Here is a 21,836-nt window from a genome sequence, read left to right as displayed (position 1 = left end):
GGCGATCCCTGCTCAGTCCAGCGACAGGGCGGGCAGCTCGACCTTGCGGCCCTCGCGGCTCGACTGCAAACCGGCCTCGGCGAGCAGCACGCCGCGGGCGCCCGAGAGCAGGTCGAACTCGTACTCGGTGCCGAGCACGTACGACTCGAGGAACTCCTCCCACTGCTGGCGGAAGCCGTTCTGGAACACGTCGTTGGTGGGAACCTCTGCCCAGTCGGCGTCGTAGTCGTGGTCGTCGGCGAGGTCGGGGTTCCAGACCGGCTTCGGCGTCGCGTTGCGGTGCTGGATCTTCGCGCCGAACAGGCCCACGACGGCCGAGCCGTGCGTGCCGTCGACGTGGAACTCGACGAGCTCGTCGCGGTTCACGCGTACGGTCCACGACGAGTTGATCTGCGCGACGATGTCGCCCTCGAGCTCGAAGATGCCGTAGGCGGCGTCTTCGGCGGTCGCCGTGTAGTGCTCGCCCTTCTCATCCCAGCGGTCCTGGATGTGCACGGCGGCCTGCGCGTAGACGGTCTTGACGTCGCCGAACAGGTTCTCGAGCACGTAGTTCCAGTGCGGGAACATGTCGACGATGATGCCGCCGCCGTCCTCGGCGCGGTAGTTCCAGCTCGGACGCTGGTCGGGCTGCCAGTCGCCCTCGAACACCCATTAGCCGAACTCGCCGCGCACGCTCAGGATTCGTCCGAAGAAGCCCGAGTCGATGAGGCGCTTGAGCTTCTGCAGCCCGGGCAGGTAGAGCTTGTCGTGCACGACGCCGGTCTTGACGCCCGCCTCCTGCGCGAGCTTGGCGAGCTCGAGGGCCTCCTCGACCGTCTCGGCCGTGGGCTTCTCGGTGTAGATGGTCTTGCCGGCGGCGATGGCCTTGCGCAGGGCGGAGGCGCGCGCCTTGGTCACGAGGAAGTCGGCGTAGATCTCCCAGCGCGGGTCGGCGAGGGCGGCGTCGAGGTCGGTGGTGTAGTCCTCGATGCCGTGCTTGGCGGCGAGGTCGGCGAGCTTCGCCTCGCTGCGGCCCACCAGGAGCGGCTTGACGGTCACCTTCGTACCGTCGGAGAGCTCGATGCCGCCCTGGTCACGGATCGCGAGGATCGAGCGCACCAGGTGCTGGCGGTACCCCATGCGGCCCGAGACGCCGTTCATGATGATGCCGATCTCACGCACGGCGGGGCGGGCGGAGGCCTCGGCCGAGGCCGGGGCGAGTGTCGTGTCAGTCACGGGGGTCCTGCTTTCTTCTCTGAAGGCTTGTGGGTACCCGGGCGTGCGGTTCAGTAACACATGCGGGTAAACGCTTTCCAATAGTGTGCCACGCGATCGGATGCCGCGCAAGCGCTTTCCGAAGGCGGCCGCGTCGCCGCGGGTCAGGCCCGCAGCAGCACGCAGCCGTGCGGCTCCAGCGCGAGCCGCACGACCGAGCTGCCGGGCGCGACGCCGCGCGCGGCATCCGACTGCACGTGAACGGCTTCCCCGGCGACGTCCGAGCCGCTCCAGACGTCCACCACGCGTGTGGGCGCGGGGCCCAGGGCGAGCGACCGCGTGTCGAACGGGACCTCCCGAGCCTCGTCGCCGGTGTTGAACACGGCGGTCCAGCGCGTGTCGCCGCGCGCGGCGGTCCACACGACGAGGTCGCGCTCGCGCAGCAGCTCGCGGTTGCCGGTCGAGTCGCGCAGGATCTCGAGCACCTCGTCGTTGGTGAACAGCGCGATCGTCTCGGGCGCGCTCGTGGGCAGGTCGCCGCCGATCATGAGCGGTGAGCGCGCCATCACCCACAGCGTGACGAGCGCGCGGCGCTCGGGCAGCGTGAGCGCGCCCTCGCGGGGCTCGCCGCGCTCTGCGCGCAGCCCGATGCGCCCGAGCGGCAGCATGTCGGCATCGGGCCACCCCTCGGGCCCGGCGAGCGGCGCCCAGCGGGCGAGGCGCGCGAAGTTGGGCTCGATGTCGTCCCAGCGGTCCCACACGTCGTCGCACACGCGCCACATCGTGGCGTGCGCGCGCAGGTGGTCCAGGTGCGCGGCCGAAAGGTCGCGGCCGGGCGACAGCGAGAGCGCGATGTCCCGGTCGGCGCGCTGCACGGCGCGCGAGTACGCCTCGATCTCGGGCACCTGGTACGGCCAGAGCATGTCGTCGGCCTTGAGGAAGTCGACACCCCATTCGGCGTACTGCGCGACGCACGAGTCGTAGTACGCCTGCGCGCCCGGGTGCGCGTGGTCGAGGCCGAGGTAGTGAGGGTTCCATTCGCAGACGTTGGTCGGGTCGGCGATCTGCGACGCCGTGGCCTCGGTCCCGGCGATCGGGAGGTCGGCGGCGACGGCGACGCGGGGGATGCCGCGCATCACGTGGATGCCGAGCTTCAGGCCGAGCGCGTGCAGGCGTGCGGCGAGCGGCGCGAAGCCGGCGCCGTCTGCCGAGCTCGGGAACCGCACGGGGTCGGGCTGCAGGCGGCCGAAGCCGTCGATGATCAGCGGCGCCGTCTCGTTGTATCCGTGCGAGCGCGCCGTCGGGTCGGCCCAGTCGATGTCGACCACGATCGTGTCCCAGCCGCGCGGCAGCAGATGCTCCGCCATGAACTCGGCGTTGGCGAGCACCTCCGCCTCGGTGACGGTGGTGCCGTACGAGTCCCAGCTGTTCCAGCCCATCGGGGGCGTGGCGGTCTTGCGCAGCGTCATCGCTCTCTCGTCTTCCTGTCGTCGTCGACATGTTCAGGGTTTCCGCACTGCGGGGTCTTCTCGGTCCACAGCGCGCGCTGGTCGATCCGGGCGGCGCTGACCTCGCACAGTGCGCGGTCGGCTGCCGCCAGCCGCGCGGCGGCGTCGGCGGGCAGGTGCACGCGGCTGTCGGTCCGCAGCGGCAGGACGCGCAGCTCGATGCGGGTCGACGGCCCGGCGCCGATGTCGCGCAGGTTCGCGACGAGCTCCGACCCGTCCCAGAACCGGTCGGTCACCGTGACGCCGTCCACGCGCAGCTGCGCGACGTCGCCGGCCCACTGCACCCGCAGCGCCGCGTCGTCGTCGAACCTGTCGGGTACGTCGAGGCGATACACCGCAGCGTGGGCGTCGAGCACGGCATCGTGAGGTGCGGCCTGTCTGCCGTCGCGGGAGCCGTAGTCGCCCGAGGGCATCGTCTCGGGGCGTACCAGCCGGATGGGGACGGATGCCGCCCCCTCCGGGTGCCCGTCGCGTTCCGGTGCCGTCGTGCTGCCGACGATCGGGTGCCGGGCGGCGGCGGCGGCGTCGGGGACCTCCCATTCGAGGTCGCGCCATGCGCCGCCGCGATACTCGCGCAGATCGGGCCCGGAGCCGCTCGCCCGCACGGCGACCCGGCCGTCGGCATCCCACGTCACCTCGTCGGCACCGACGAGCAGCCGCCGCCCTCCGGCGGCGACGCCCTCGACCCAGACGTGGTCGGCGTCTTCGGACGCGAGCACGAGCACGTCGAGCGCGGCGCCGTGCGGCTCCTGGATCCGCAGCGGCGCCGCCCCCGGCGTGAGGCGGTGGGTGAGACCGTCGTGTGCGAGCTCGACGGGGATTCCGGCATCCTCGATCAGCACCAGGGTGGGTGCGCCGTCGCCCGTCGCTGCGGGGAGCACAGTGAGTGCCGAGGCCGTCGCCCAGTCGATCGTGACGCCGCCCACCTCGAGTCCGAGCGGCCAGCGGGCCAGCGTCCCCGGGGGGATGTCGACCGGAGCGCTGGGCAGCTCCACCGTGCCGCCCGGACTCTCGACCCGGAACCGTGCACCGCGGTACGTCGGCAGCGGCACATGCGGCTGATGCCACCCGATGAACACGAACCCCGAGCCGTCGTCGGCGCGCACGGCCCAGCGCAGGGTCTCGACGTCATCGACTCCCGTCGGGCGGACGTCGGGAAGATGCGACGGCAGGGGCGCGAGCCGCTCGCCGAACGCCTCGATGAACGCGTGCTGCAGACGCAGCGCCGCATGGCTCGGCGCCGAGCGGCCGGACTCGCCGATCGGCGCGTGGAAGTCGTAGCTCAGCCGCGTCATGTCGTTGGGGTAGCCGGTGGCCTGCGTCTCTTCGAGGCCGGGTCCGGGGTTCGTGCCGCCGGCGTACATGTAGTACCCCTGCCAGGCCGATCCGCTGCCGAGCTTGGCGTGCGCGACCGCGGCGATGTCGCGGGCGTCGGGCCGCGGCCGCCGGTGGTACGCGGTCGCCATGCCGCCACCCAGCTCGCATGTGGCGGCGGGGAAGCACGGCGACAGCTCGGCGCGGTCGGCCGTCGACGCCTCGTCGGCGCCGCGCACGTCGGCGCCGATGCCGGGGTCGTCCCACGTGTCGGAGAAGAAGAAGTGCGCCCGGAAGGTGGGGTCCCACGGGTCGCCCGGGTCGACCCAGAACCCGTCGCCGTAACCGCCCCACAGCGGCAGCACCTCGGGGTCGGGGAGCTGGGCGCCGCCCCACGCCGTCGCCGTCCACAGCGGCGCCGAGAGGCCGGCCTCGCGCGCCAGCCGCTTCAGCGTCGCGAGGTGACCGGGCTGGTCGTAGAGCTCGTTGTCAAGCTGGATCCCCAGCACGTTCTCGGGTGTGCAGCGCCCGGCGAGGGCGTCCGCTATGCGCGCGAACCACTCGCGCACGAGGTCGAGGTACGCGGGGTCATCGGTGCGATGGCGCACCGGTGCGTGCTGCACCCAGTCGGGCAGCCCGCCGTTGCGCATCTCGCCGTGCACCCACGGGCCGATCCGCAGCACGACCTCGAGACCCTCGGCCCGCACGCCGTCCACGAACGCGCCGACGTCGAATCGCCCGTCGAAGCGCGCCTCGCCGCGCACCGGCTCGTGGTGCAGCCACGGCACGTAGGTCGAGACGACCGACACGCCACCCGAGCGCATGAGCCGCAGTCGCTCGGTCCACCGCTCGCGCGGCACGCGCGTGTAGTGCAGCTCGCCCGACACGGGCAGCCATGGGTGCCCGTTCCGCAGCAGGCTGCGGCTGGTCACGGCGAGCCCGGGCCGCCGGTCCTCGGCGTTCGCCATGGCGGGGCGAAGCTCCTCGCGCCCCGGTCGGGTCGCGTCCACTCGCAGCATCCAGGTCTCCGATCGGCGGGGGAGGAGGGGATCAGGGGAGGAGATGCGAGGAGCGGAAGAGGATCCGCGGACGAAAAGTCCTCCGCTCGTCACATCTCCTCCGCTCCTCGCAATGGTCACGCGAGTCGGATCGCTGCCCATGACACGGCGGGCAGTGCGACGGTGAGCACGTCGCCGTCGACGGATGCCGCGGCCTCGCGCACGCCGACCCGCTCCGTGTTCTCGAGCGTGTTGGCTGCATAGAGGTCGTCGTCGTGCAGCAGGTGCGACTCGACCACCACGACGTCGCGGCCGAGCTCGCGCACGAGCGGAGCCAGGTCGACGCGGAGGTCCGCGGCATCCGTCGTCGAACGGTTCACGACGAACAGCGACACGCCCTCGTCGTCGATCGTGGCGACGGCGTTCAGGGTGGGCACCTCGCCGAGCTTCTCGCTCGTGAAGGATGCCGACGACAGGGGCACCCGCAGCGCGCGGCCCTGCCCCAGACGCGAGGTGATCGCGAACGGGAAGAACGTGGTCTGCCGCCAGGCCGGACCACCGGGCTCGGTCATGATCGGCGCGATGACGTTCACGAGCTGCGCCAGGGATGCCGACCGCACGCGGTCGGCGTGCTGCAGCAGCGTGATGAGCAGGTCGCCGAAGACCACGGCGTCGAGCGCGTTGTACTCGTCCTCCAGCAGGCGGGGCGCGACGGGCCAGGCGCCGCCCTTGAACTCGTGACCGGACTCGGTGCCGTCCTCGCGGTGCAGGTACCAGACGTTCCACTCGTCGAACGAGACCATGATGCGCTTGTCGCTCTTCTTCGTCGCCGCCACCGTGTCGGCGATGGCGACGACCGACTCGATGAAGCGCGCCATGTCGACGCCGGAGGCGAGGAACTCCTGCGCATCGCCGTCGTGCTCCTGGTAGTAGGAGTGGCACGAGATGAAGTCGACGTCGTCGAACGTGTGCTCGAGGACCGTGCGCTCCCACGAGCCGAAGGTGGGCATGCCGCGGCCCGATGAGCCGCAGGCGACCAGCTCGACGCCGGGATCCAGCATGCGCATCGCCTTCGCGGTGCGCGAGGCGAGCTTGCCGTAGTCGTCGGCGTCGAGGTGACCGATCTGCCACGGGCCGTCCATCTCGTTGCCGAGGCACCACATCTTCACGGCGAACGGCGTCTCGCGGCCGTTCGCCGCACGCTGGTCGGTCCACGCCGTCTGGGCGTCGCTGTTGGCGTACTCGAGGAGGTCGAGCGCCTCGGGTGTGCCGCGCGTGCCGAGGTTGACCGCGAGCATCAGGTCGCTGCCGACGCGGTCGAGCCACGCTTGGAACTCGTGCAGCCCGACCTCGTTCGTCTCGGTCGAGTGCCATGCCAGGTCGAGGCGACGCGGCCGGTCGGCCTTCGGGCCGATGCCGTCCTCCCACTTGTACCCCGACACGAAGTTGCCGCCGGGGTAGCGGATGGTCGAGACCCCCAGCTCCTTCACGAGCTCGATCACGTCGGTACGGAACCCGTCGGTGTCGGCGGACGGATGCCCGGGCTCGAAGATCCCGTCGTAGATGTGGCGGCCGAGGTGCTCGACGAACCCGCCGAACAGGCGCCGGTCGATGTCGGCGATCTCGTAGTGCGGGTCGAGGCGTGCGGAGGCGTCGGTCGGAGAGGTCATGGGGCTCCTTCTTCGGATAGGTCGGTCGGTCAGCCGGCGCGCGAGCTCGACGCCGGAGGCGCGGTCAGGCGGAGGTCGGCTCGTGCCGGAGCACCAGCGAGATGGCCGCGGAACGGGCCGGCAGCCGGTATCGCGGCAGCACGCCGGGTCCGCAGGTCGCCGTGCCGACGCCCGACTGGGCCAGGTCGATGGACACGAAGGTGCGGCCTTCGGCGGGCAGCTCCCAGTTGTGCGCGGTGGCGGCGAGGGCCTGCCGGCTGTGGCGTGACACCGTGAGCGCGAACGAGCTGTCGAGCGTCGAGACGTGCAGCGCACCGGCCCGCGTGAGGATCCGTGCGTCGCGGACCCCCATGCGCGCCCCGCTCTCCTGCGGGCGGACGTTGTCCACGGTGAGGTCGTCGGCGTCGAGGTGCCACCAGCCGAACCTTGCCGCAGAGCGCAGGTCGGGGTAGCTCGGCATCGGGCCGTACCCGGCGATGTCGGCGCCCAGCGGCTCGCCCTCGAGGACGAAGTCCAGGCCGAGCCGGGCCCATTCGGTGGTCCACGCGTCGTTGGGCTCCAGCTCGACGTCGAGGCGCACGGCGTCGTCCGCGATCGCGGTCCATCGCAGGCGTGCGTCGATGCCGCTGGCGAGGATCGGCGTACCCGTGCGGGTGCGCACGACGAGGCCGCCGTCGCCGGCGCTGATGTCCGCCAGGCGCGTCACCATGCGGTCGATGCCCGCCGCACGCCAGCGGTCGGCGTACGACGGCAGATCGAGCTCGTCGTTGCCGAGGTCGCGGTCGTTGTCGGTCGGGGCGCGCCAGACTCCCACGGTCGGTCCGGTGATCGCCAGGCCCGCCAGCTCCTCGAGGCCGCCCGTCGCGACGTCGAAGCGCGCGGCGCCGACGGCGTCCTCGCGCGGCACGGCGGCGCTCGCCGCCGGCAGGGCGGGACGCCCCTCCATCACGTGCTGTCCGCTGCCGACCACATGGCCGGCGTCCGCCCAGGGACCAGCGACGGTGGTGACCGCCTCCACCGTGAGCACGTCGGCGACGCCGGGCGCGGCATCCGTCCGGCTCTTCTCGGGCAGGTCGACGGCGACCGTCGTACGCGGCGGGCACGGAGGAAGGTCGAGCGTGCCGGATGCCGTGACCTCGCCGTCGACGACGCGCGTCCAGTGCACGGCGACGTGCCCGAGGTCGAGGACGTCGTAGCGGTTCGCGACGCGCACCGCCGAGCGGTCCGCGTCGACGTCGACCACCACCGGCGCGATCACGGCCGCGTAGTGGAGCAGACCGGGGCGCGGGTTGCGGTACGCGTCGACGAGCCCGTCGATGACGAAGTTTCCGTCGTGCACGTCCTCGCCGAAGTCGCCTCCGTACATGACGCGGGTCTCGCCCTCGGGTCCGTCGACCGCGATGCCCTGCTCGACCCACTCCCAGACGAAGCCTCCGGCATGACGCGGATACGCCTCGAACAGGTCCCAGTACTCCTGCAGTCCGCCGGGGCCCGTCCCCATGGCGTGGCCGAACTCGCACTGGAGGAACGGGAGGGTGCGGCGGTGCATCTCGGCCGGGGTGGCGTCGTGCGGCGCCGGCCGGAGCGTCTCTTCGCCGATCTCGCGCACCTCGTCATGCGGGGCGTACATGCGCGAATACACGTCGACGTAGCGGCTCTCGTGGTCGCCCTCGTAGTGGATGAGCCGGCTCGGGTCGGCCAGCTTCGCCCACCGTGCCATCGCCTCGAGGTTCGCGCCGGCGTGCGCCTCGTTGCCGAGCGACCACATGATGACGCTGGCGTGGTTCTTGTCGCGGTGCACCGTGCGCCGGATGCGGTCGAGGAAGGCGTCGCGCCAGGCCGGGTCCGCGCTCGGGTTGCCGCGCCAGCCCACGTGCTCGAAGCCGTGCGTCTCGAGGTCGCATTCGTCGATGACCCAGAAGCCCAGCTCGTCGAACAGGTCGAGGACGTCGGGATGCGGCGGGTAGTGCGACGTGCGGACCGCGTTGATGTGGTGGCGCTTCATGAGGAGCAGTTCGTCACGCGTCACCGTGGCGTCGAAGACACGCCCGTGCCGGGGCCGGTGCTCGTGCCGGTTCACGCCGCGCAGCATGATCGGCGCGCCGTTGACGACGAGGCGTGCGTCCTGCACCTGGACCCGCCGGAACCCGATCCGCACCGTGACCGCCTCGCTGCCGGTGCGCACGATCGCCTCGTACAGGCGCGGCCGTTCCGCGGACCACGGTTCGACGCCCGCGATGCGCAGCGTCTCGCCCACGGGAACGCCGTCGATGCCGAGCTCGGCGACGGTGAGGTGAGCAGCTGCATCCTGATGCACGACCGCGGTGATGTCGAGGATCCCCGCGGCGGACTGTGCGTCGTAATCGGCATGGACGAACAGGTCGTCGATGCCGCCGTCGGGCCGGCCGAGGAGCGTGACGCTGCGGAAGATCCCCGGCAGCCACCACATGTCCTGGTTCTCCAGGTACGTCGCGTCGCTGAACTGTGCCACGCGCACGGCCAGGCGGTTCACGCCGTCGGCGAGGATGCCGGACACGTCGAACTCGTGGGTGAGCCGGCTTCCCCGCGTCGTGCCGAGGAGCGTGTCGTTCAGCCAGACCTCGGCTGCGGACTCGATCCCGTCGAAGCGCAGGAGCCGGCGACCGTGGGCGAGAACCGCCCGCGAGGCGTGGAAGTCGAGTCGGTAGTCGCCGATCCGGTTCGCATCCGGCGGGTGCGGCGGGTCGACCGGGAAGGGCATCTGCACATTGGAGTAGGCGGGCGATCCGTACCCCTGCAGATTCCAGTGGCCGGGCACCTCGATCGTCCCCCAGTCGGCGGCGTCCTCGGTGCGCCACTCGCCGGGGGCGGTGCGCAGGGACGGCGAGACACGGAAGCGCCACGTGCCGTCCAGCGTCTGCTGCGGGGCGTCCGAGTGGAGACGGGCGCGGGGAGGGGTGGTGCCGGACCCGGGGCGGGTGGTGGCGATCTCCATGGATTCCTCATCGATGAGTGAAGAGCGTCGAAGCTCGACCCTACCGCGTGGAATGCGTTTACCCAATGCGGGGCATCTCCACCGGAAGGCGCTTGCCCGCTGGTGTACTTTGCATTAATGTCCTAACATCGTATCAGCGATCGGATCCGAGCCTCGGCTCGGTGACACACACGGGGCGCGAAATCCCGCGCTCATCGACAACGACGTTGACCCCTGGTCTCCCGGGGTGAAAGGGAAGTCCAATGAAGCATTCAGTCACATCCCGCACGCGAGTGGCTCTGGCCCTCGCAGCGGCTGCCCTGACCGCCGTCTCGCTGACGGCGTGCAGCTCGGGTGACGCCGGCGAGTCCGACGAGCCGATCCAGTTCTTCCTCTCGGGCGACGCCAACCAGGGTGGCGGCTACGCCCACATGGCGGAGAAGTACGAGGAAGAGACCGGCGTCAAGGTCGACATCGTCGACATCGCCAACGACGACCTCGCCACCAAGCTCCGCAACGCGGCGCAGGCCAACGACCTGCCGGCCATCGCCCGCGTCGGCGCCGTCGACCCGGTGTGGCGCAACGTCACCACCGACCTGTCCGACATCACCGATGGCAGCGAGATCCGCACCGACCTGTCCGACAAGGACGACGACGGCAACGTCATCTCGCTCCCGTCGGACATCACGGCGGTCGGCATGTTCATCAACAAGACGCTGTTCGACCAGGCGGGCGTCGCGTACCCGACCAGCGAAGACGACATCTGGACGTGGGACGAGTACGTCGCCGCCGTCAAGCAGGTGCAGGCCGCGACCGGCACCAGCTACGGCATGGTCATGGACAAGTCCTCGCACCGCCTCAAGGCTCTGCTGTACGAATTCGGCTCGGACTACTTCCAGGCCGACGACAGCGGCGAGTTCAGCACCAACGACCAGACCAAGGTGGCGCTGGAGTACTTCAACTCGCTGAACGACGACTCGTTCATGCCGCGCTCCGTCTGGCTGTCGGATGCCGACCCCAACGCCCTCTTCAAGAGCGGCGACGTCGTCTCGTACCTCTCGGGCTCGTGGCAGATCGCCGACTTCGCGGTGAACATCGCCGACTTCGAGTGGGCCTCGGTCTACATGCCGCAGGACGAGGAGCGCGCGACCAACTTCGGCAACGCCGCGTCGATCGTCGTCTTCGACGGTCCTCAGGAGGAGGCCGCGCACGACTTCATCAAGTGGCTGTACGAGCCGGAGAACTACACGGAGCTGTCGGAGACCTCGTCGTTCATCCCCGCGATCGACGGACTCGACATCACGTACGCGTCGCACGCGGACGCCTTCGCCATCTACAACCAGGACATCGCCGCCTCGCCGGACATCGTGGGCGAGATCAAGGCGATGGAGCTGCAGTACGGCGCGCAGGGCGTGACGACCGACGGCGACCCGGTGCGTGACGAGACGGTCAAGTACCTCAACGGCGAGCAGGACGTGGACACCACGATCGCGAACATCAACGCGCTGTTCACCGACCAGCTGGGCGCCCTGGAGTGACCATGTCCACCACCAAGTCCGTCGAGGGGCGCAGTGCCGAGACTTCTGCGCTCATCACCGTGGGGCGGGGCGCGCGTCGCGCGCGCCGCCCCCGGCGGAGCTCTACGAGGTTCGTGCTCGCCCCGCTGGTGTTCATCGCGGTCGCGGTGGTGCTCTTCGCACTGTTCTTCCTGTGGCCGGGAGCGCTCGGACTCTGGTACTCGTTCACCGACTACTCGGGTGTCGGCACACCCGAGTTCATCGGGGCCGAGAACTACATCGACCTCGCGCAGGATCCGGTGTTCTACACCGTGCTCGGCCGCACCCTGCTGTACACGGTGCTGTCGGTACCGCTGCACTACGTCGCGGCGCTCGGCATCGCAATGCTGCTGACCAGCTCCTTCGCCAAGGGCAAGTCGGTGGCGCGGATCATCTTCTTCCTGCCGTGGCTCATCTCGCCCATCGTGGCCGGTGTCATCTGGAAGTGGCTGTTCGGCGAGAACTTCGGCCTCGTGAACTACCTCATCGAGATGCTCGGAGGCAACGGGCTGCAGTGGGAGACGAACCCCAACCTGGCGCTGGTGCTCATCCTCATCGTGAGCACATGGGGCGGGACGGCGTTCAACATGCTGCTGTTCATCGCCGCCATCCGCAACATCCCCCAGTCGTATCTCGAGGCCGCCCAACTGGACGGCGCCAACGGCTGGCAGCGGTTCTACCGGATCGTGCTGCCGCTGCTGCGGCCCACCTCGTTCATGGTGATCCTGCTCACCACGATCGGTGCGATGAAGGAGTTCGCCATGGTCCAGGCGCTCAACGGCGGCGGACCCGGCACGTCGAACATGTTCATCGTCCAGTACATCTACCGGACCGGATTCGAGCGGGCCGACGTCGGCTACGCCAGTGCGGCGTCGATGGTCCTGATGGCGATCCTCATCATCATCGCGATCATCCAGCTGCGCTTCGACAAGAGGAACGATCTCGCATGACGACTCTTCGACCCGGGACCCGCACCCCCACCGCCGGCACCGGCACCCGCGCACGCACGTCGCGTCCGCTTCGCGCGCTGCCGAGCACCCTCGTGCTCTGGCTCCTCTGCCTCGGCTTCCTCATCCCGGTGGCGTGGTTCCTTCTGAGCTCGTTCAAGCCGGGGTCCGAGCTGTTCAGCCTGCCGCTGACGCTCTTCCCCGAGAACTGGACGGTCAGCGGCTACACGACCGCGTGGAACCGCTTCAACTTCGCCCAGTACTTCCTCAACACCTCGATCGTCGCGGTCGTCACGACGGTGCTCACCGTGCTGGTCAGCGCCATGACCGGCTACGCGCTCGCCAAGTACCAGGCGTGGTGGCTCAAGCTCTTCTTCATCTGCATCCTGGCCACGACGATGCTGCCGACCGAGGTCATCATGCCGAGCTCGTTCGCCGTGGTGCGCGACCTGGGTCTGTACAACACCCTGGCCGGCATCATCGTGCCGTCGATCATCACCGCGACGGGCATCTTCATGTTCCGTCAGTACTTCAAGACCATCCCCGACGAGCTGCTCGAAGCGGCACGCATCGACGGTGTCTCGGAGTTCGGCGCGTTCTGGCGGATCATGCTGCCGCTGGCGAAGCCGATCGCGGTGGTGCTGGCGATCTTCTCATTCCAGTGGCGATGGAACGACTACATCTGGCCGCTCATCGTGCTGCGCGACCCCGACCGCTACACGCTGCAGGTCGCCCTGCGCTCGATCGTGGGCGCCGACAACGTCGACTGGTCGGTGCTCCTGTCGGCCTCGGTGATCTCGCTGGTGCCGATGCTCATCCTCTTCGCGATCTTCCAGCGGCAGATCATGAACGCCGACGTCAACTCGGGCCTGAAGGACTGAGATGGCGGAGGACTCCCATTTCCATGCGGTACTGAGCGAGGCGGTGGCCGACGAGGTCGAGGCCTCGCTGGTCACCGCGATCGGTCCCGACGACGGGCACCGCCGGCTCATGGATCGGGCGAAGCTGTTCGTCGCGGCGTACGTGTGGCCACGGTCGGCGCACGCCGGCGATCCGGCGCTCATCGAGGCCGCGCGCGAGAGCGTGCGTGAGCTCCGCGCCCGGCAGGGCGCCGGCGGGCTGTTCATCGGCGGCGACAACGTCGACTCGCCGCCCGACTCGTCGTTCACGGTCAACGACCTGTGCGACACGCTGCACATCATCGATGCTGCTCCCGCCGAGGCGCGCGACGCCCTCGCCGAGCTGGCCACGGAACTCGGGGAGATCGCGGATGCCGTGGAGCCCGCGCTCGTCGTAGGCGGCGTGCACACGCCCAACCACCGCTGGGAGATCTCCGCCGCCCTGGCGCGCCTGCATCGCCGGCGCGCGTCGCCGCAACTGCGCGACCGTGCCGCCGAGTGGCTCGCCGAAGGCATCGACATCACGCCCGACGGGGTCTACTCGGAGCGCAGCGCGAACTACGCGGCGTATGTCTCGAACCCGTCGCTGAGCGTCATCGCCGACGTCCTGCACCATGACGGGGCCCGGGCCGCCGTCACCCGCAATCTCGAGAGCACGCTCGGGCTGATCCATCCCGACGACACCGTCGAGACCGTGCACTCGCGACGCCAGGATCAGCTGCGCCGATTCTCGGTGGCGCCCTACCTCACGGCATACCGGCGGTACGCGGTCGAGCTGGGACGGGGAGACTTCGCCTGGGCCGCGACCCGCGCGTTGCGCGCCGGCGTGGTGCACCCGGGTGCCGTGCTCGCGGACGTCCTCATCACGCCGCAGATCGGCGAGGAGCTGCCGGATGCCGCACCCCCGGCTCCGCGGGAGCGCTGGAAGCAGTCCGGCGTGGTGGTCGATGCGTCGCCGCGACGACGCCTCGTGGTGTTCGGCGGAAGCGACTACCCGCGGTTCCGCCGCGTCCGCTCCGGCCTGTCGGCCAACCCCACCTTCCTCCGCATGTTCGCGGGCGTCGCGGTGCTCGACTCGGTGCGCCTCTCGCGGGACTTCTTCGGCCTCGGTCCCTTCCGCGCCGACCGGATGGTCTCCGAGCCCGGGCCCGACGGCGCCGCCCGTCACGAGCTGACCGAGACGGTGGCCGCGCACTACTACCAGCCGCTCGACGCCGCGCGACGTTCGCCCTCCGGCGAGTACGCGCTGACCGACGACGGCCGGTTCTTCGGCTCGATGGCGTTCGCCGATCGCGCGCGGGACGAGGTGCGCCTGCGCACCACGGTCGAGATCCGCCCTACGGGTGACGGTGCCGTCGTCTCGCTCGCGATCGACGGCCCCGACAGCCCGTGGGCGTTGGAGCTGGCGTTCCGGGACGGCGGTCGGCTCGAGGGCGTGACGATGCAGGACGACGGCGCCGCCCTGCTGACCGAGGGCGTCGGACGCTACCGCATGGGCGACAGCGTCATCGCCTTCGACGCCGGGGACGGGTACGCCGCGCAGGGACCGGGACGCTATCACCCGGGCGAGGACTACGCGTTCCTCGGCGCGACGGATGCCGCCGACGGGCAGCGGGTCTACCTGACCGGACGCTCGCCGGGCCGGCTCGAGCTCACCCTGCGGGCCGAAGGCGGCGGCCGATGAGCGCCGTCGTCGACGCCGTCGGCTTCCATACGCTGCGGACGCTCCGGGCCGAACGCCCGCACGCCGTCGAGGAGGCCCTGTCGTCCCGCCGGCGCCGCGACATCGTGCGCGGCGACGGCAGGCTCTTCATCGTGGCCGCCGACCACCCCGCGCGCGGTGCCCTGTCGGTCGGGGGCCGCGACGACGCGATGGCGAGCCGGTACCTGCTGCTGGAGCGGCTCGCGATCGCCCTCGGGCGTCCCGGTGTCGACGGTGTGCTGGGCACGCCCGACATCATCGACGACCTCGCGCTGCTGGGACTGCTCGACGACAAGGTGGTCGTGGGCTCGATGAACCGCGGCGGCCTGCGCGGTGCGAGCTTCGAGATGGACGATCGCTTCACCGGCTACGACGTTCCCTCGATGGTGCGCTCGGGCGTCGACTTCGCGAAGGTGCTGCTGCGCGTGAACCTCGCCGACACGGCGACCGCGTCCACGCTGGAATCGACCGCGCGTGCGGTGACGGCCGCGGCCGAGGCGCGCATGCCCATCATGATCGAGCCGTTCATCAGCCGATGGGCCGGCGGACGCATCGTGAACGACCTCACGCCCGATGCCGTGGTCCTCTCCGTGGCCATCGCCGCCGGGCTCGGCGCCAGCAGCGCGTACACCTGGATGAAGCTCCCGGTCGTTCCCGACATGGAACGCGTGATGCAGGCGACGACCCTGCCGACGCTGCTTCTCGGCGGCGACTCCGGCGGAGACCCGGACGATACCTTCTCCTCGTGGGCGGATGCGCTCGCCCTGCCCGGAGTCCGCGGGCTGACGGCGGGCCGCGCGCTGCTGTATCCGCCCGACGGAGATGTCGCGGGCGCCGTCGACGCCGCCGCCCGCCTCGTCCACCCCGACCTCTAGACCAGATGGAGAAGCTCATGTCCCGCGCCGAGGAGACCCGATGAACGCCGAGGTGGCCGGTGCGCCCGTGAGCTTCGGCGTCTTCGAGATGACGCCCGAGGGCGCGGCCACCGTGGCGGCCGACGACATGCTGGCTGCGCTCGCCGATGCCGGATACGGCGGCGTCGACCTCGGCCCGGTCGGCTTCCTCGGCCGCGAGGCCGAGCTGCGATCCCGGCTCGCCCACTTCGGGCTCGAGCTGGCCGGCGGATGGGTGCAACTGCCGCTGTCGGACGACGAGGCGTTCGAGGCCTCACTGCCGTCGCTGCACGACGCTCTGCGCGTGTTCTCGGATGCCGCCGAGGCGGGGCCTCGCCGGCTGCCGCTGCCCACGCTTGCCGACGACGGCTCGCTCGCCCGCCGTGCGCATCCCGGCCGCGGTGCCGAGGTGGACGCACTCGACGCCCGCGCGTGGGAGCGCCTCTTCGCCAACACCGAGCGCGCGGCCGCGATCGTGCGCGCCGCCGGGTTCGAGCCCACGTTCCACCACCACGCCGGCACCTTCGTCGAGTCGCCTGACGAGATCGACCGCTTCCTCGCCCACGTCGACGTCGATCTCACCCTCGACACCGGTCACCTGCTCATCGCCGACGGGGATCCCGCCGACGCCGTGGCGCGCTGGGGCGAGCGCATCAACCACCTGCACCTCAAGGACGTCGATCGCGCCGAGCTGCGACGCGTCCTCGCCGCGGGCGGGGGAATGGCAGAGGTATGGTCGTCGGGCGCCTTCGTCGCCTTCGGCCACGGCGATCTCGACCTCGCGCGGGTGATGGATGCCATGGCGGCACGCGGTTTCGACGGCTGGGTCGTCGTCGAGCAGGATGTGCTGAACACCCCGGACGTCGACATCGACGCGTTCCGCGCCGCGCGCGGGGACGACCAGCGCGTCAACCGCGCGGCGCTGCAGCCCTGGGCCTGACGTCTGACGCCCGCCGCCCGCAAGAACCGATCCCCTCACCGACAAGGACACCACCGTGACCGACGCCCCCCTCCGCTTCGGCCTGATCGGCACCGGTCGCATCGGCCAGGTGCACGCCGCGAACATCGCCGCGAGTCCCGACACCGTGCTCACCTGGGTCGCCGACCCGATGGTCGACGGCGCGCATGCCGTGGCGGCGCGCTTCGGCGGTCGGGTTTCGGATGCCGCCGACGAGCTGTTGGCAGCCGCCGACGTGGATGCGGTGCTCATCGCCTCGCCCACCCCGACCCACGTCGACCTGATCGCTCGGGCGGTCGATCGCGGCGTCCCGGTGCTCTGCGAGAAGCCGATCGACCTCGACATCGCCCGCGTCGACGCGCTGCGTCCGAAGGTCGCGGCCGCCGGCGTGCCCGTCGCGCTGGGATTCAACCGCCGCTTCGACCCCGCATTCGCCGAGGTGCAGGCGCGGGTCGCGGCGGGCGAGATCGGCGCTCTCGAGCAGCTCACGATCATCAGCCGCGATCCCGCCGCGCCGCCGGCCGCCTACATCGGGGTCTCGGGCGGCATCTTCCGCGACATGACGATCCACGACTTCGACATGGCCCGCTTCTTCCTGCCCGACATCGTCGAGGTGACGGCGGTCGGAACGACCACCTTCGACGACGGCGCGCGCGAGCACGGCGACTTCGACACGGCCGTCGTGACGCTGCGCGCGGCCTCGGGCGCGATCGTCACCATCATCAACTCGCGCCACAGCGCGGTCGGGTACGACCAGCGGCTCGAGGCCTTCGGCGCGAAGGGCTCGCTCCAGGTGGCGAACCGCTCGACGAGCCTGGTCAGCCTCTCGACGGCCGAGCGGGTGGAAGCGCGAGCGCCGTTCGAGGACTTCTTCCTGCAGCGCTACGCCGACGCGTACGCCGCGGAGCTCGAGGCCTTCGTCGCCCTCGTCCGCGGCGGCGCCTCGACGAGCCCGACCTTCGAGGACGGGCGCGCCGCGCTGGTCCTCGCCGACGCGGCGCAGAGGTCCGCGACCGAGCGCGTCTCGGTGGCCGTGCACACCGACTGATCTGCGCGGGCATCGACTCGCAGACGCGAAGACGGATGCCGCGGCACGAGGCCGCGGCATCCGTCTTCCTGCGTTCGAGGGCTCAGCCGAGGATGGCGTCCGCCTCGGAGAAGAACTGCGTCACCGCGTCGTCGACCGAGAGGGCGCCGAGGCCGATCGACTTGCCGAGGTCCCAGAAGGTCTGCTCGAGCGAGCCGTAGCCGACGACCGGCACGGGCGGGGCGTCGCCGATGCGGTCGGCGGCGGATTCGATGTAGTCGGCGACCTGCTTGTCGGCGCCCTCGAGGGTCGTGCCCTCGAGCTTCGACGACGAGGCGGGGAAGCCGAGCGTGGTGCCGAAGATCTCGCCGGCCTCGGGGCTGTTCACCACGAAGTCGAGGAAGAGCGCCGCGGCCTCGGGGTGCTCGGTGTTCTTCGCGATCGCGACCTGCAGGCCGGCCTGACGGTAGAGGTCCTTCGAGCCCTCCTCCGCGGTGGGCGGAGCGACGATCGAGATCGACGAGGCGCCCGAATCGGCGAGGTACCCGCCGAGGAAATTGCTCCAGCTCATCTCGCTGGCGGTGATGCCGGCGCCGAAGCCCGACTTGGGCGAGAGCTCCTCGAGCTTCTGCTGGGGCACGGTGACGCCGTCGCGGATGTCGGCACCCGACTCCCAGAAGTCGCGCAGCTCGTCCTCGGTGAAGCCGAGCTCACCGTCGTCGGTGTACAGGTTGCCGCCGTTCGCGCGGAGCACGAGCTCGAACACCTGGATGCGCTGCGTGTAGTCGGTGCCGCCGTAGACCGCGCCGCCCGTGGCATCGGTGACGTCGGCCATCCAGTCGTCGAAGTCGGCGAAGCTCGTGCCGCCCTCGGGTGCGTCGACGCCCGCCTGCGCGACGAGGTCGTCGTTCACGAAGTTCGCCCACAGGCTGTAGCCGGTGGGAAGCGAGTACTGCACGTCGTCGAGCGCGCCCGTGCCCAGCAGCGACTCGTCGAACGTGGTCGTGTCGATGTAGTCCGACACCTCGCCGAGGTCGAGCAGGTTGCCCGACTCGGCGTACTGGCGCAGGTAGCTGTCGGAGAACTGGAACACGTCGGGCAGTCCGCCGCCCGCGGCCTCGGTCTGCCGCTTCTCCCAGAAGCTCGGGAAGTCGGTGAACGAGGTGTTGATCGTGATGTTCGGGTACTCCTCGTTGAACGCCGCGATCAGGTCGTTGTAACGGGTCGCGCGGTCGTCGTTGCCCCAGAACGCGAAGTCGAGGGTGACCTTCTCGTCCGGGTCGAACGCGGCTGCGTCGTCGGGCTCGCCGCCGGCGCAGCCGGCGAGGACGAGGGCGGCCCCTGCGGTCAGGGCGGCCGCCGCGAACAGGGTGCGAGGTGCGGGCATCAGGGTGCTCCAGTCTTGATCGGGATGGGGTCAGGAAAGGCTCAGGGCATCGCGCGCGGCGGATGCGGGGGCGCGGTCCGGGGCGGCGGCCACCGGTGCGGTGACGAAAGCCACGCCCTGCGCGTCGAGCACCACGCGGTCGACGGCGATGCCGGTCTCGGCATCCGTTCCGTCGATCGCGATCTCGACCCGCGCGTCGCCGTGGTTGATGAGGGTGACGAGGTCGCCGCGGCGTGCTGCCTCGACGCCTGCGGGCAGTCCCTCGACGACGGGACGGACACCGGATGCCGCGACCACCGTCGCCACGACCGCGCCGAGCGCGTCGGCTACGGGGAGTGTTGCGACGTACCAGGCCTCGCCGGACCCGTAGCGGTGGCGCGTGAGGGCGGGCGATCCCGCCTGCAGGCCCGATTCGAACTCGGCGACGACGTCGGCTCCGGCCGCGTGCACGGTCTCGGCGACCAGCCGGCCGCGCTGCTCGGCGCCGTCGAGGCGGAACGTCACGGTGCCCGCCGCGGCGGCCGTGCGCGCGGCGCGGACGGCGTCGGTGCTGAGGGCACCCACGCCGCCGGCGCTCGCCGAGGGTCCCGCGAGCGCGCCGAAGTCCTCGAACCGCAGGCCGAGCACGGGGCCCAGCTGCGTCAGGAATCCGCCGTCGCGGAACTGGTCGTGCGCGTCGACGATGTCGGTGAAGGGACCGGTGAGGAGCGTGCCGCCGTCGTCGACGAAGCGCGCGAGCGCGGCTGCGCCCTCATCGCGGAGCAGGTACAGGGCGGGGGCGACCACCAGGCGATGGGTCTCATCGACCTCTTCGGGGCCGACGATGTCTACCTGGATGTTGCGCGCGTGGAACGCGCCGTACCACTCGAGGACGAGCGCGAGGTAGTCGACCTCGGTCGGGTGGTCGCGCTCCTCGACCGCCCACCAGTTCTCCCAGTCGAAGACCAGCGCGACCTGGGCGTCACGGCCGGGCGCCGGAAGCTCCGGCAGCGCGGCCAGGCGTGCGCCCAGCTCGGTCACCGCGTCCCAGGTGCGGGTCTCGGTGCCGGCGTGGGGCAGCATCGCCGAGTGGAACTTCTCGCTGCCCGCGCGGGACTGGCGCCACTGGAAGAACATGATGCCGTCGGCCCCGCGCGCGACGGACTGCGCGGTCTCGGCCATCAGGGCGCCGGGGCGCTTGCCCGGGTTGGCGGGACGCCAGTTCACGGCATCTGTCGCCTGCTCCCAGAGCAGCCACGGGACGCCGGGCTTGAGGGATCGGATGAGGTCGCGCTGGAAGGCCGCGTCCCGCACGCGGTGCCGGTTCGCCGGGTCGGGGTAGCAATCGTCGGCGATGACGTCCATGAACGGCGCCCATTTGCGGTAGTCCGCCGGCTTGAACGGACCCATGAAGTTCGTGGTGATCGGCTGCGTGGCGCCGGCGTCGTGCAGGATCTCGCGCTCCATGAGGTAGCACTCGAGCAGCATGTCGCTGGTGAAGCGCCGCCAGTCGAGCATCGACGACGGGTTGTGGCTGTACGGGGCCAGACGCGGCGGGAAGATCTCGTCGAAGGCGCCGTAGCGCTGCGACCAGAAGCTCGTTCCCCATGCTGCGTTGAGCGCGTCGATCGTGTCGTATCGGCCCCGCAGCCACACGCGGTACGCGTCGCGCGCGGCATCCGAGAAGTCCATCCAGAGGTGGCAGCCGAACTCGTTGCCCACGTGCCACATCACGACGGCGGGGTGGTGGGCGTAGCGCTCGCCGAGGCGCCGCACGAGCTCGCCGGCGAGGCGCCGGTACGTCGGCGACGACGGCGCGAAGTGCTGGCGGCTTCCGGGCCAGTACGAGGCGCCGGACTCGTCGGCGGGAAGCGTCTCGGGGTAGGTGGCGCTCACCCACGGCGGGGGAGAGGCGGTGGCGGTCGCGAGGTTCACCGCGATGCCGCCCGCGTGCAGCTTCTCGATGACGGTGTCGAGCCACGCGAAGTCCCACACGTCCTCGGCGGGCTGGATGCGCGACCACGCGAAGATGCCGAGGCTGACGATGTTGACGCCGGCCTCCTGCATGAGGCGCACGTCGTCGTCCCACACCTCTTCGGGCCACTGGTCGGGGTTGTAATCGGCGCCGTACAGCACGTCGAGCAGCTCCTGTCTGGGGTCTTGCAGGGAGTTCGGATGCCGGGTCAGCGGCGGCCGCGGCGCGCGGGGACCGCGACGACCGCGAAGGCGGCGCAGCCGAGTCCGGCGACGATGAGCGGGGCGAGCATCCACGTCATCACGCCGACGAGCACTGCTGCCGCCGCGAGGTACAACGCGGCGACGGGATCGGCCGCGAGAGCGGACGGGATGCCGCGGACCGCGCCCCGCCAGCCGCGCTCGGGCGTCCAGGCGCCCGCGGCCACCAGCAGGGCGACGGCGCCGGCGACCAGTCCCAGCCACCCGACGATCGAGATGAGGGCCCCGCCGGGCAGTGCGCCCGAGTTCGCGAGGTCGATGTCGAGCAGCAGCAGGAGCGTCAGCGCGACGGCCGCGATGCCGACGACCAGACCGCCGGGGAGCGCGGCACGCCAGTCCTGCCAGAACGTCCGCACGTGCGACTGCTCGGCGTTCACATACCGGCGCAGGTGACGGATGCCGGCGGCCAGTGCCGCGGGCAGCGTGACGAGGAGGATCCCGGCGGCGGTCACCAGCAGGCCGGTGAGCAGCACCTCCCCGAAGAGCGCGAAGGCGCCCTTGGCGCCCGGGAAGCGGGCGGCCTCGCGCTCCTCGAGCGTGGGGCCGCTGCCGGAGGCATCGGCCCGGCGCGCGGCGCGGAGTTCTCGGCGGTTCATGTGCGGTCTCTTCCTGGACC

General features: G+C 70.9%; 14 protein-coding genes and 1 pseudogene. 7 read left to right on the top strand and 8 right to left on the bottom strand.

All coding sequences use genetic code 11. From position 1 onward, the window contains the following. Positions 1-12: 12 nt before the first annotated feature. The 5 genes and pseudogenes from VIP82_RS17695 to VIP82_RS17675 all read right to left on the bottom strand — a co-directional run bounded on the left by VIP82_RS17695 (position 13) and on the right by VIP82_RS17675 (position 9,658). A pseudogene (locus VIP82_RS17695) lies at positions 13-1,140 on the bottom strand (Gfo/Idh/MocA family protein). A gap of 218 nt (positions 1,141-1,358) precedes the next feature. Then, a complete protein-coding gene (locus VIP82_RS17690; protein ID WP_331911005.1) occupies positions 1,359-2,663 on the bottom strand; it encodes a glycoside hydrolase family 27 protein in 1,305 nt (434 codons plus the stop codon). Continuing rightward, positions 2,660-5,035, bottom strand: a complete 2,376-nt coding sequence (locus VIP82_RS17685) for a beta-galactosidase (protein ID WP_331911003.1) — start codon at positions 5,033-5,035, stop codon at positions 2,660-2,662. Before VIP82_RS17685 ends, VIP82_RS17690 begins: the two co-directional genes overlap by 4 nt. Before the next feature lie 116 nt (positions 5,036-5,151). Then, a complete protein-coding gene (arfA, locus tag VIP82_RS17680; protein WP_331911001.1) occupies positions 5,152-6,684 on the bottom strand; it encodes an arabinosylfuranosidase ArfA in 1,533 nt (510 codons plus the stop codon). Positions 6,685-6,748: 64 nt separating this feature from the next. After that, on the bottom strand, positions 6,749-9,658 hold the full coding sequence (locus VIP82_RS17675; RefSeq protein ID WP_331910999.1) for a glycoside hydrolase family 2 TIM barrel-domain containing protein: 2,910 nt from the start codon (positions 9,656-9,658) through the stop codon (positions 6,749-6,751). A gap of 242 nt (positions 9,659-9,900) precedes the next feature. Between VIP82_RS17675 and VIP82_RS17670 the strand changes: the two genes are divergently transcribed. The 7 genes from VIP82_RS17670 to iolG are packed head-to-tail and all read left to right on the top strand — an operon-like array spanning position 9,901 to position 17,640. Then, entirely contained in the window at positions 9,901-11,175 is a 1,275-nt protein-coding gene (locus tag VIP82_RS17670) for an ABC transporter substrate-binding protein (RefSeq protein WP_331910997.1), read from the top strand. A 2-nt stretch (positions 11,176-11,177) separates the two neighbouring features. After that, positions 11,178-12,143, top strand: coding sequence for a carbohydrate ABC transporter permease (locus tag VIP82_RS17665; protein WP_331910995.1), 966 nt, complete (start codon positions 11,178-11,180; stop codon positions 12,141-12,143). Then, the gene (locus VIP82_RS17660) at positions 12,140-13,021 is read left to right on the top strand and encodes a carbohydrate ABC transporter permease (protein WP_331910993.1); all 882 of its coding nucleotides are present in this window, start codon (positions 12,140-12,142) and stop codon (positions 13,019-13,021) included. The genes VIP82_RS17665 and VIP82_RS17660 overlap by 4 nt, the downstream gene beginning before the upstream one ends. 1 nt (position 13,022) lies before the next feature. After that, positions 13,023-14,723 carry a hypothetical protein gene (locus tag VIP82_RS17655; RefSeq protein ID WP_331910991.1) on the top strand — a complete coding sequence of 567 codons (1,701 nt, stop codon included), beginning with the start codon at positions 13,023-13,025 and terminating at the stop codon, positions 14,721-14,723. After that, complete coding sequence (locus VIP82_RS17650) at positions 14,720-15,616, top strand: Cgl0159 family (beta/alpha)8-fold protein (RefSeq protein WP_331910989.1); 897 nt, start codon at positions 14,720-14,722, stop codon at positions 15,614-15,616. Before VIP82_RS17655 ends, VIP82_RS17650 begins: the two co-directional genes overlap by 4 nt. Before the next feature lie 40 nt (positions 15,617-15,656). Beyond that, positions 15,657-16,574 (top strand): sugar phosphate isomerase/epimerase family protein, encoded by a 918-nt coding sequence (locus VIP82_RS17645; protein ID WP_331910987.1) that lies wholly within the window; start codon positions 15,657-15,659, stop codon positions 16,572-16,574. A 55-nt stretch (positions 16,575-16,629) separates the two neighbouring features. Continuing rightward, on the top strand, positions 16,630-17,640 hold the full coding sequence (gene iolG, locus VIP82_RS17640; protein WP_331910985.1) for an inositol 2-dehydrogenase: 1,011 nt from the start codon (positions 16,630-16,632) through the stop codon (positions 17,638-17,640). Between the two features lie 82 nt (positions 17,641-17,722). Here iolG and VIP82_RS17635 read toward each other — a convergent pair whose 3' ends face one another. Genes VIP82_RS17635 through VIP82_RS17625 form a run of 3 tightly spaced genes read right to left on the bottom strand, consistent with a single transcriptional unit; the run spans position 17,723 to position 21,816 of the window. Then, positions 17,723-19,006, bottom strand: a complete 1,284-nt coding sequence (locus VIP82_RS17635) for an ABC transporter substrate-binding protein (protein WP_331910983.1) — start codon at positions 19,004-19,006, stop codon at positions 17,723-17,725. Between the two features lie 30 nt (positions 19,007-19,036). Then, on the bottom strand, positions 19,037-21,121 hold the full coding sequence (locus tag VIP82_RS17630) for a beta-galactosidase (RefSeq protein ID WP_331910981.1): 2,085 nt from the start codon (positions 21,119-21,121) through the stop codon (positions 19,037-19,039). Positions 21,122-21,168: 47 nt separating this feature from the next. After that, positions 21,169-21,816, bottom strand: a complete 648-nt coding sequence (locus tag VIP82_RS17625) for a DUF624 domain-containing protein (protein WP_331910979.1) — start codon at positions 21,814-21,816, stop codon at positions 21,169-21,171. Positions 21,817-21,836 lie beyond the last annotated feature (20 nt).

The sequence above is a fragment of the Microbacterium sp. genome, assembly GCF_036566905.1.
Taxonomy (GTDB): domain Bacteria; phylum Actinomycetota; class Actinomycetes; order Actinomycetales; family Microbacteriaceae; genus Microbacterium.
The sequence above is the reverse complement of the archived record's forward strand: the minus strand, read 5'-3'. Positions and strand labels throughout refer to the sequence as shown.

Coding starts and splice junctions, on each gene's coding strand:
- VIP82_RS17690 (WP_331911005.1), bottom strand. CDS start 2,663: ATGACGCTGCGCAAGACCGCCACGCCCCCGATGGGCTGGAACAGCTGG.
- VIP82_RS17685 (WP_331911003.1), bottom strand. CDS start 5,035: ATGCTGCGAGTGGACGCGACCCGACCGGGGCGCGAGGAGCTTCGCCCC.
- arfA (WP_331911001.1), bottom strand. CDS start 6,684: ATGACCTCTCCGACCGACGCCTCCGCACGCCTCGACCCGCACTACGAG.
- VIP82_RS17675 (WP_331910999.1), bottom strand. CDS start 9,658: ATGGAGATCGCCACCACCCGCCCCGGGTCCGGCACCACCCCTCCCCGC.
- VIP82_RS17670 (WP_331910997.1), top strand. CDS start 9,901: ATGAAGCATTCAGTCACATCCCGCACGCGAGTGGCTCTGGCCCTCGCA.
- VIP82_RS17665 (WP_331910995.1), top strand. CDS start 11,178: ATGTCCACCACCAAGTCCGTCGAGGGGCGCAGTGCCGAGACTTCTGCG.
- VIP82_RS17660 (WP_331910993.1), top strand. CDS start 12,140: ATGACGACTCTTCGACCCGGGACCCGCACCCCCACCGCCGGCACCGGC.
- VIP82_RS17655 (WP_331910991.1), top strand. CDS start 13,023: ATGGCGGAGGACTCCCATTTCCATGCGGTACTGAGCGAGGCGGTGGCC.
- VIP82_RS17650 (WP_331910989.1), top strand. CDS start 14,720: ATGAGCGCCGTCGTCGACGCCGTCGGCTTCCATACGCTGCGGACGCTC.
- VIP82_RS17645 (WP_331910987.1), top strand. CDS start 15,657: ATGAACGCCGAGGTGGCCGGTGCGCCCGTGAGCTTCGGCGTCTTCGAG.
- VIP82_RS17635 (WP_331910983.1), bottom strand. CDS start 19,006: ATGCCCGCACCTCGCACCCTGTTCGCGGCGGCCGCCCTGACCGCAGGG.
- VIP82_RS17625 (WP_331910979.1), bottom strand. CDS start 21,816: ATGAACCGCCGAGAACTCCGCGCCGCGCGCCGGGCCGATGCCTCCGGC.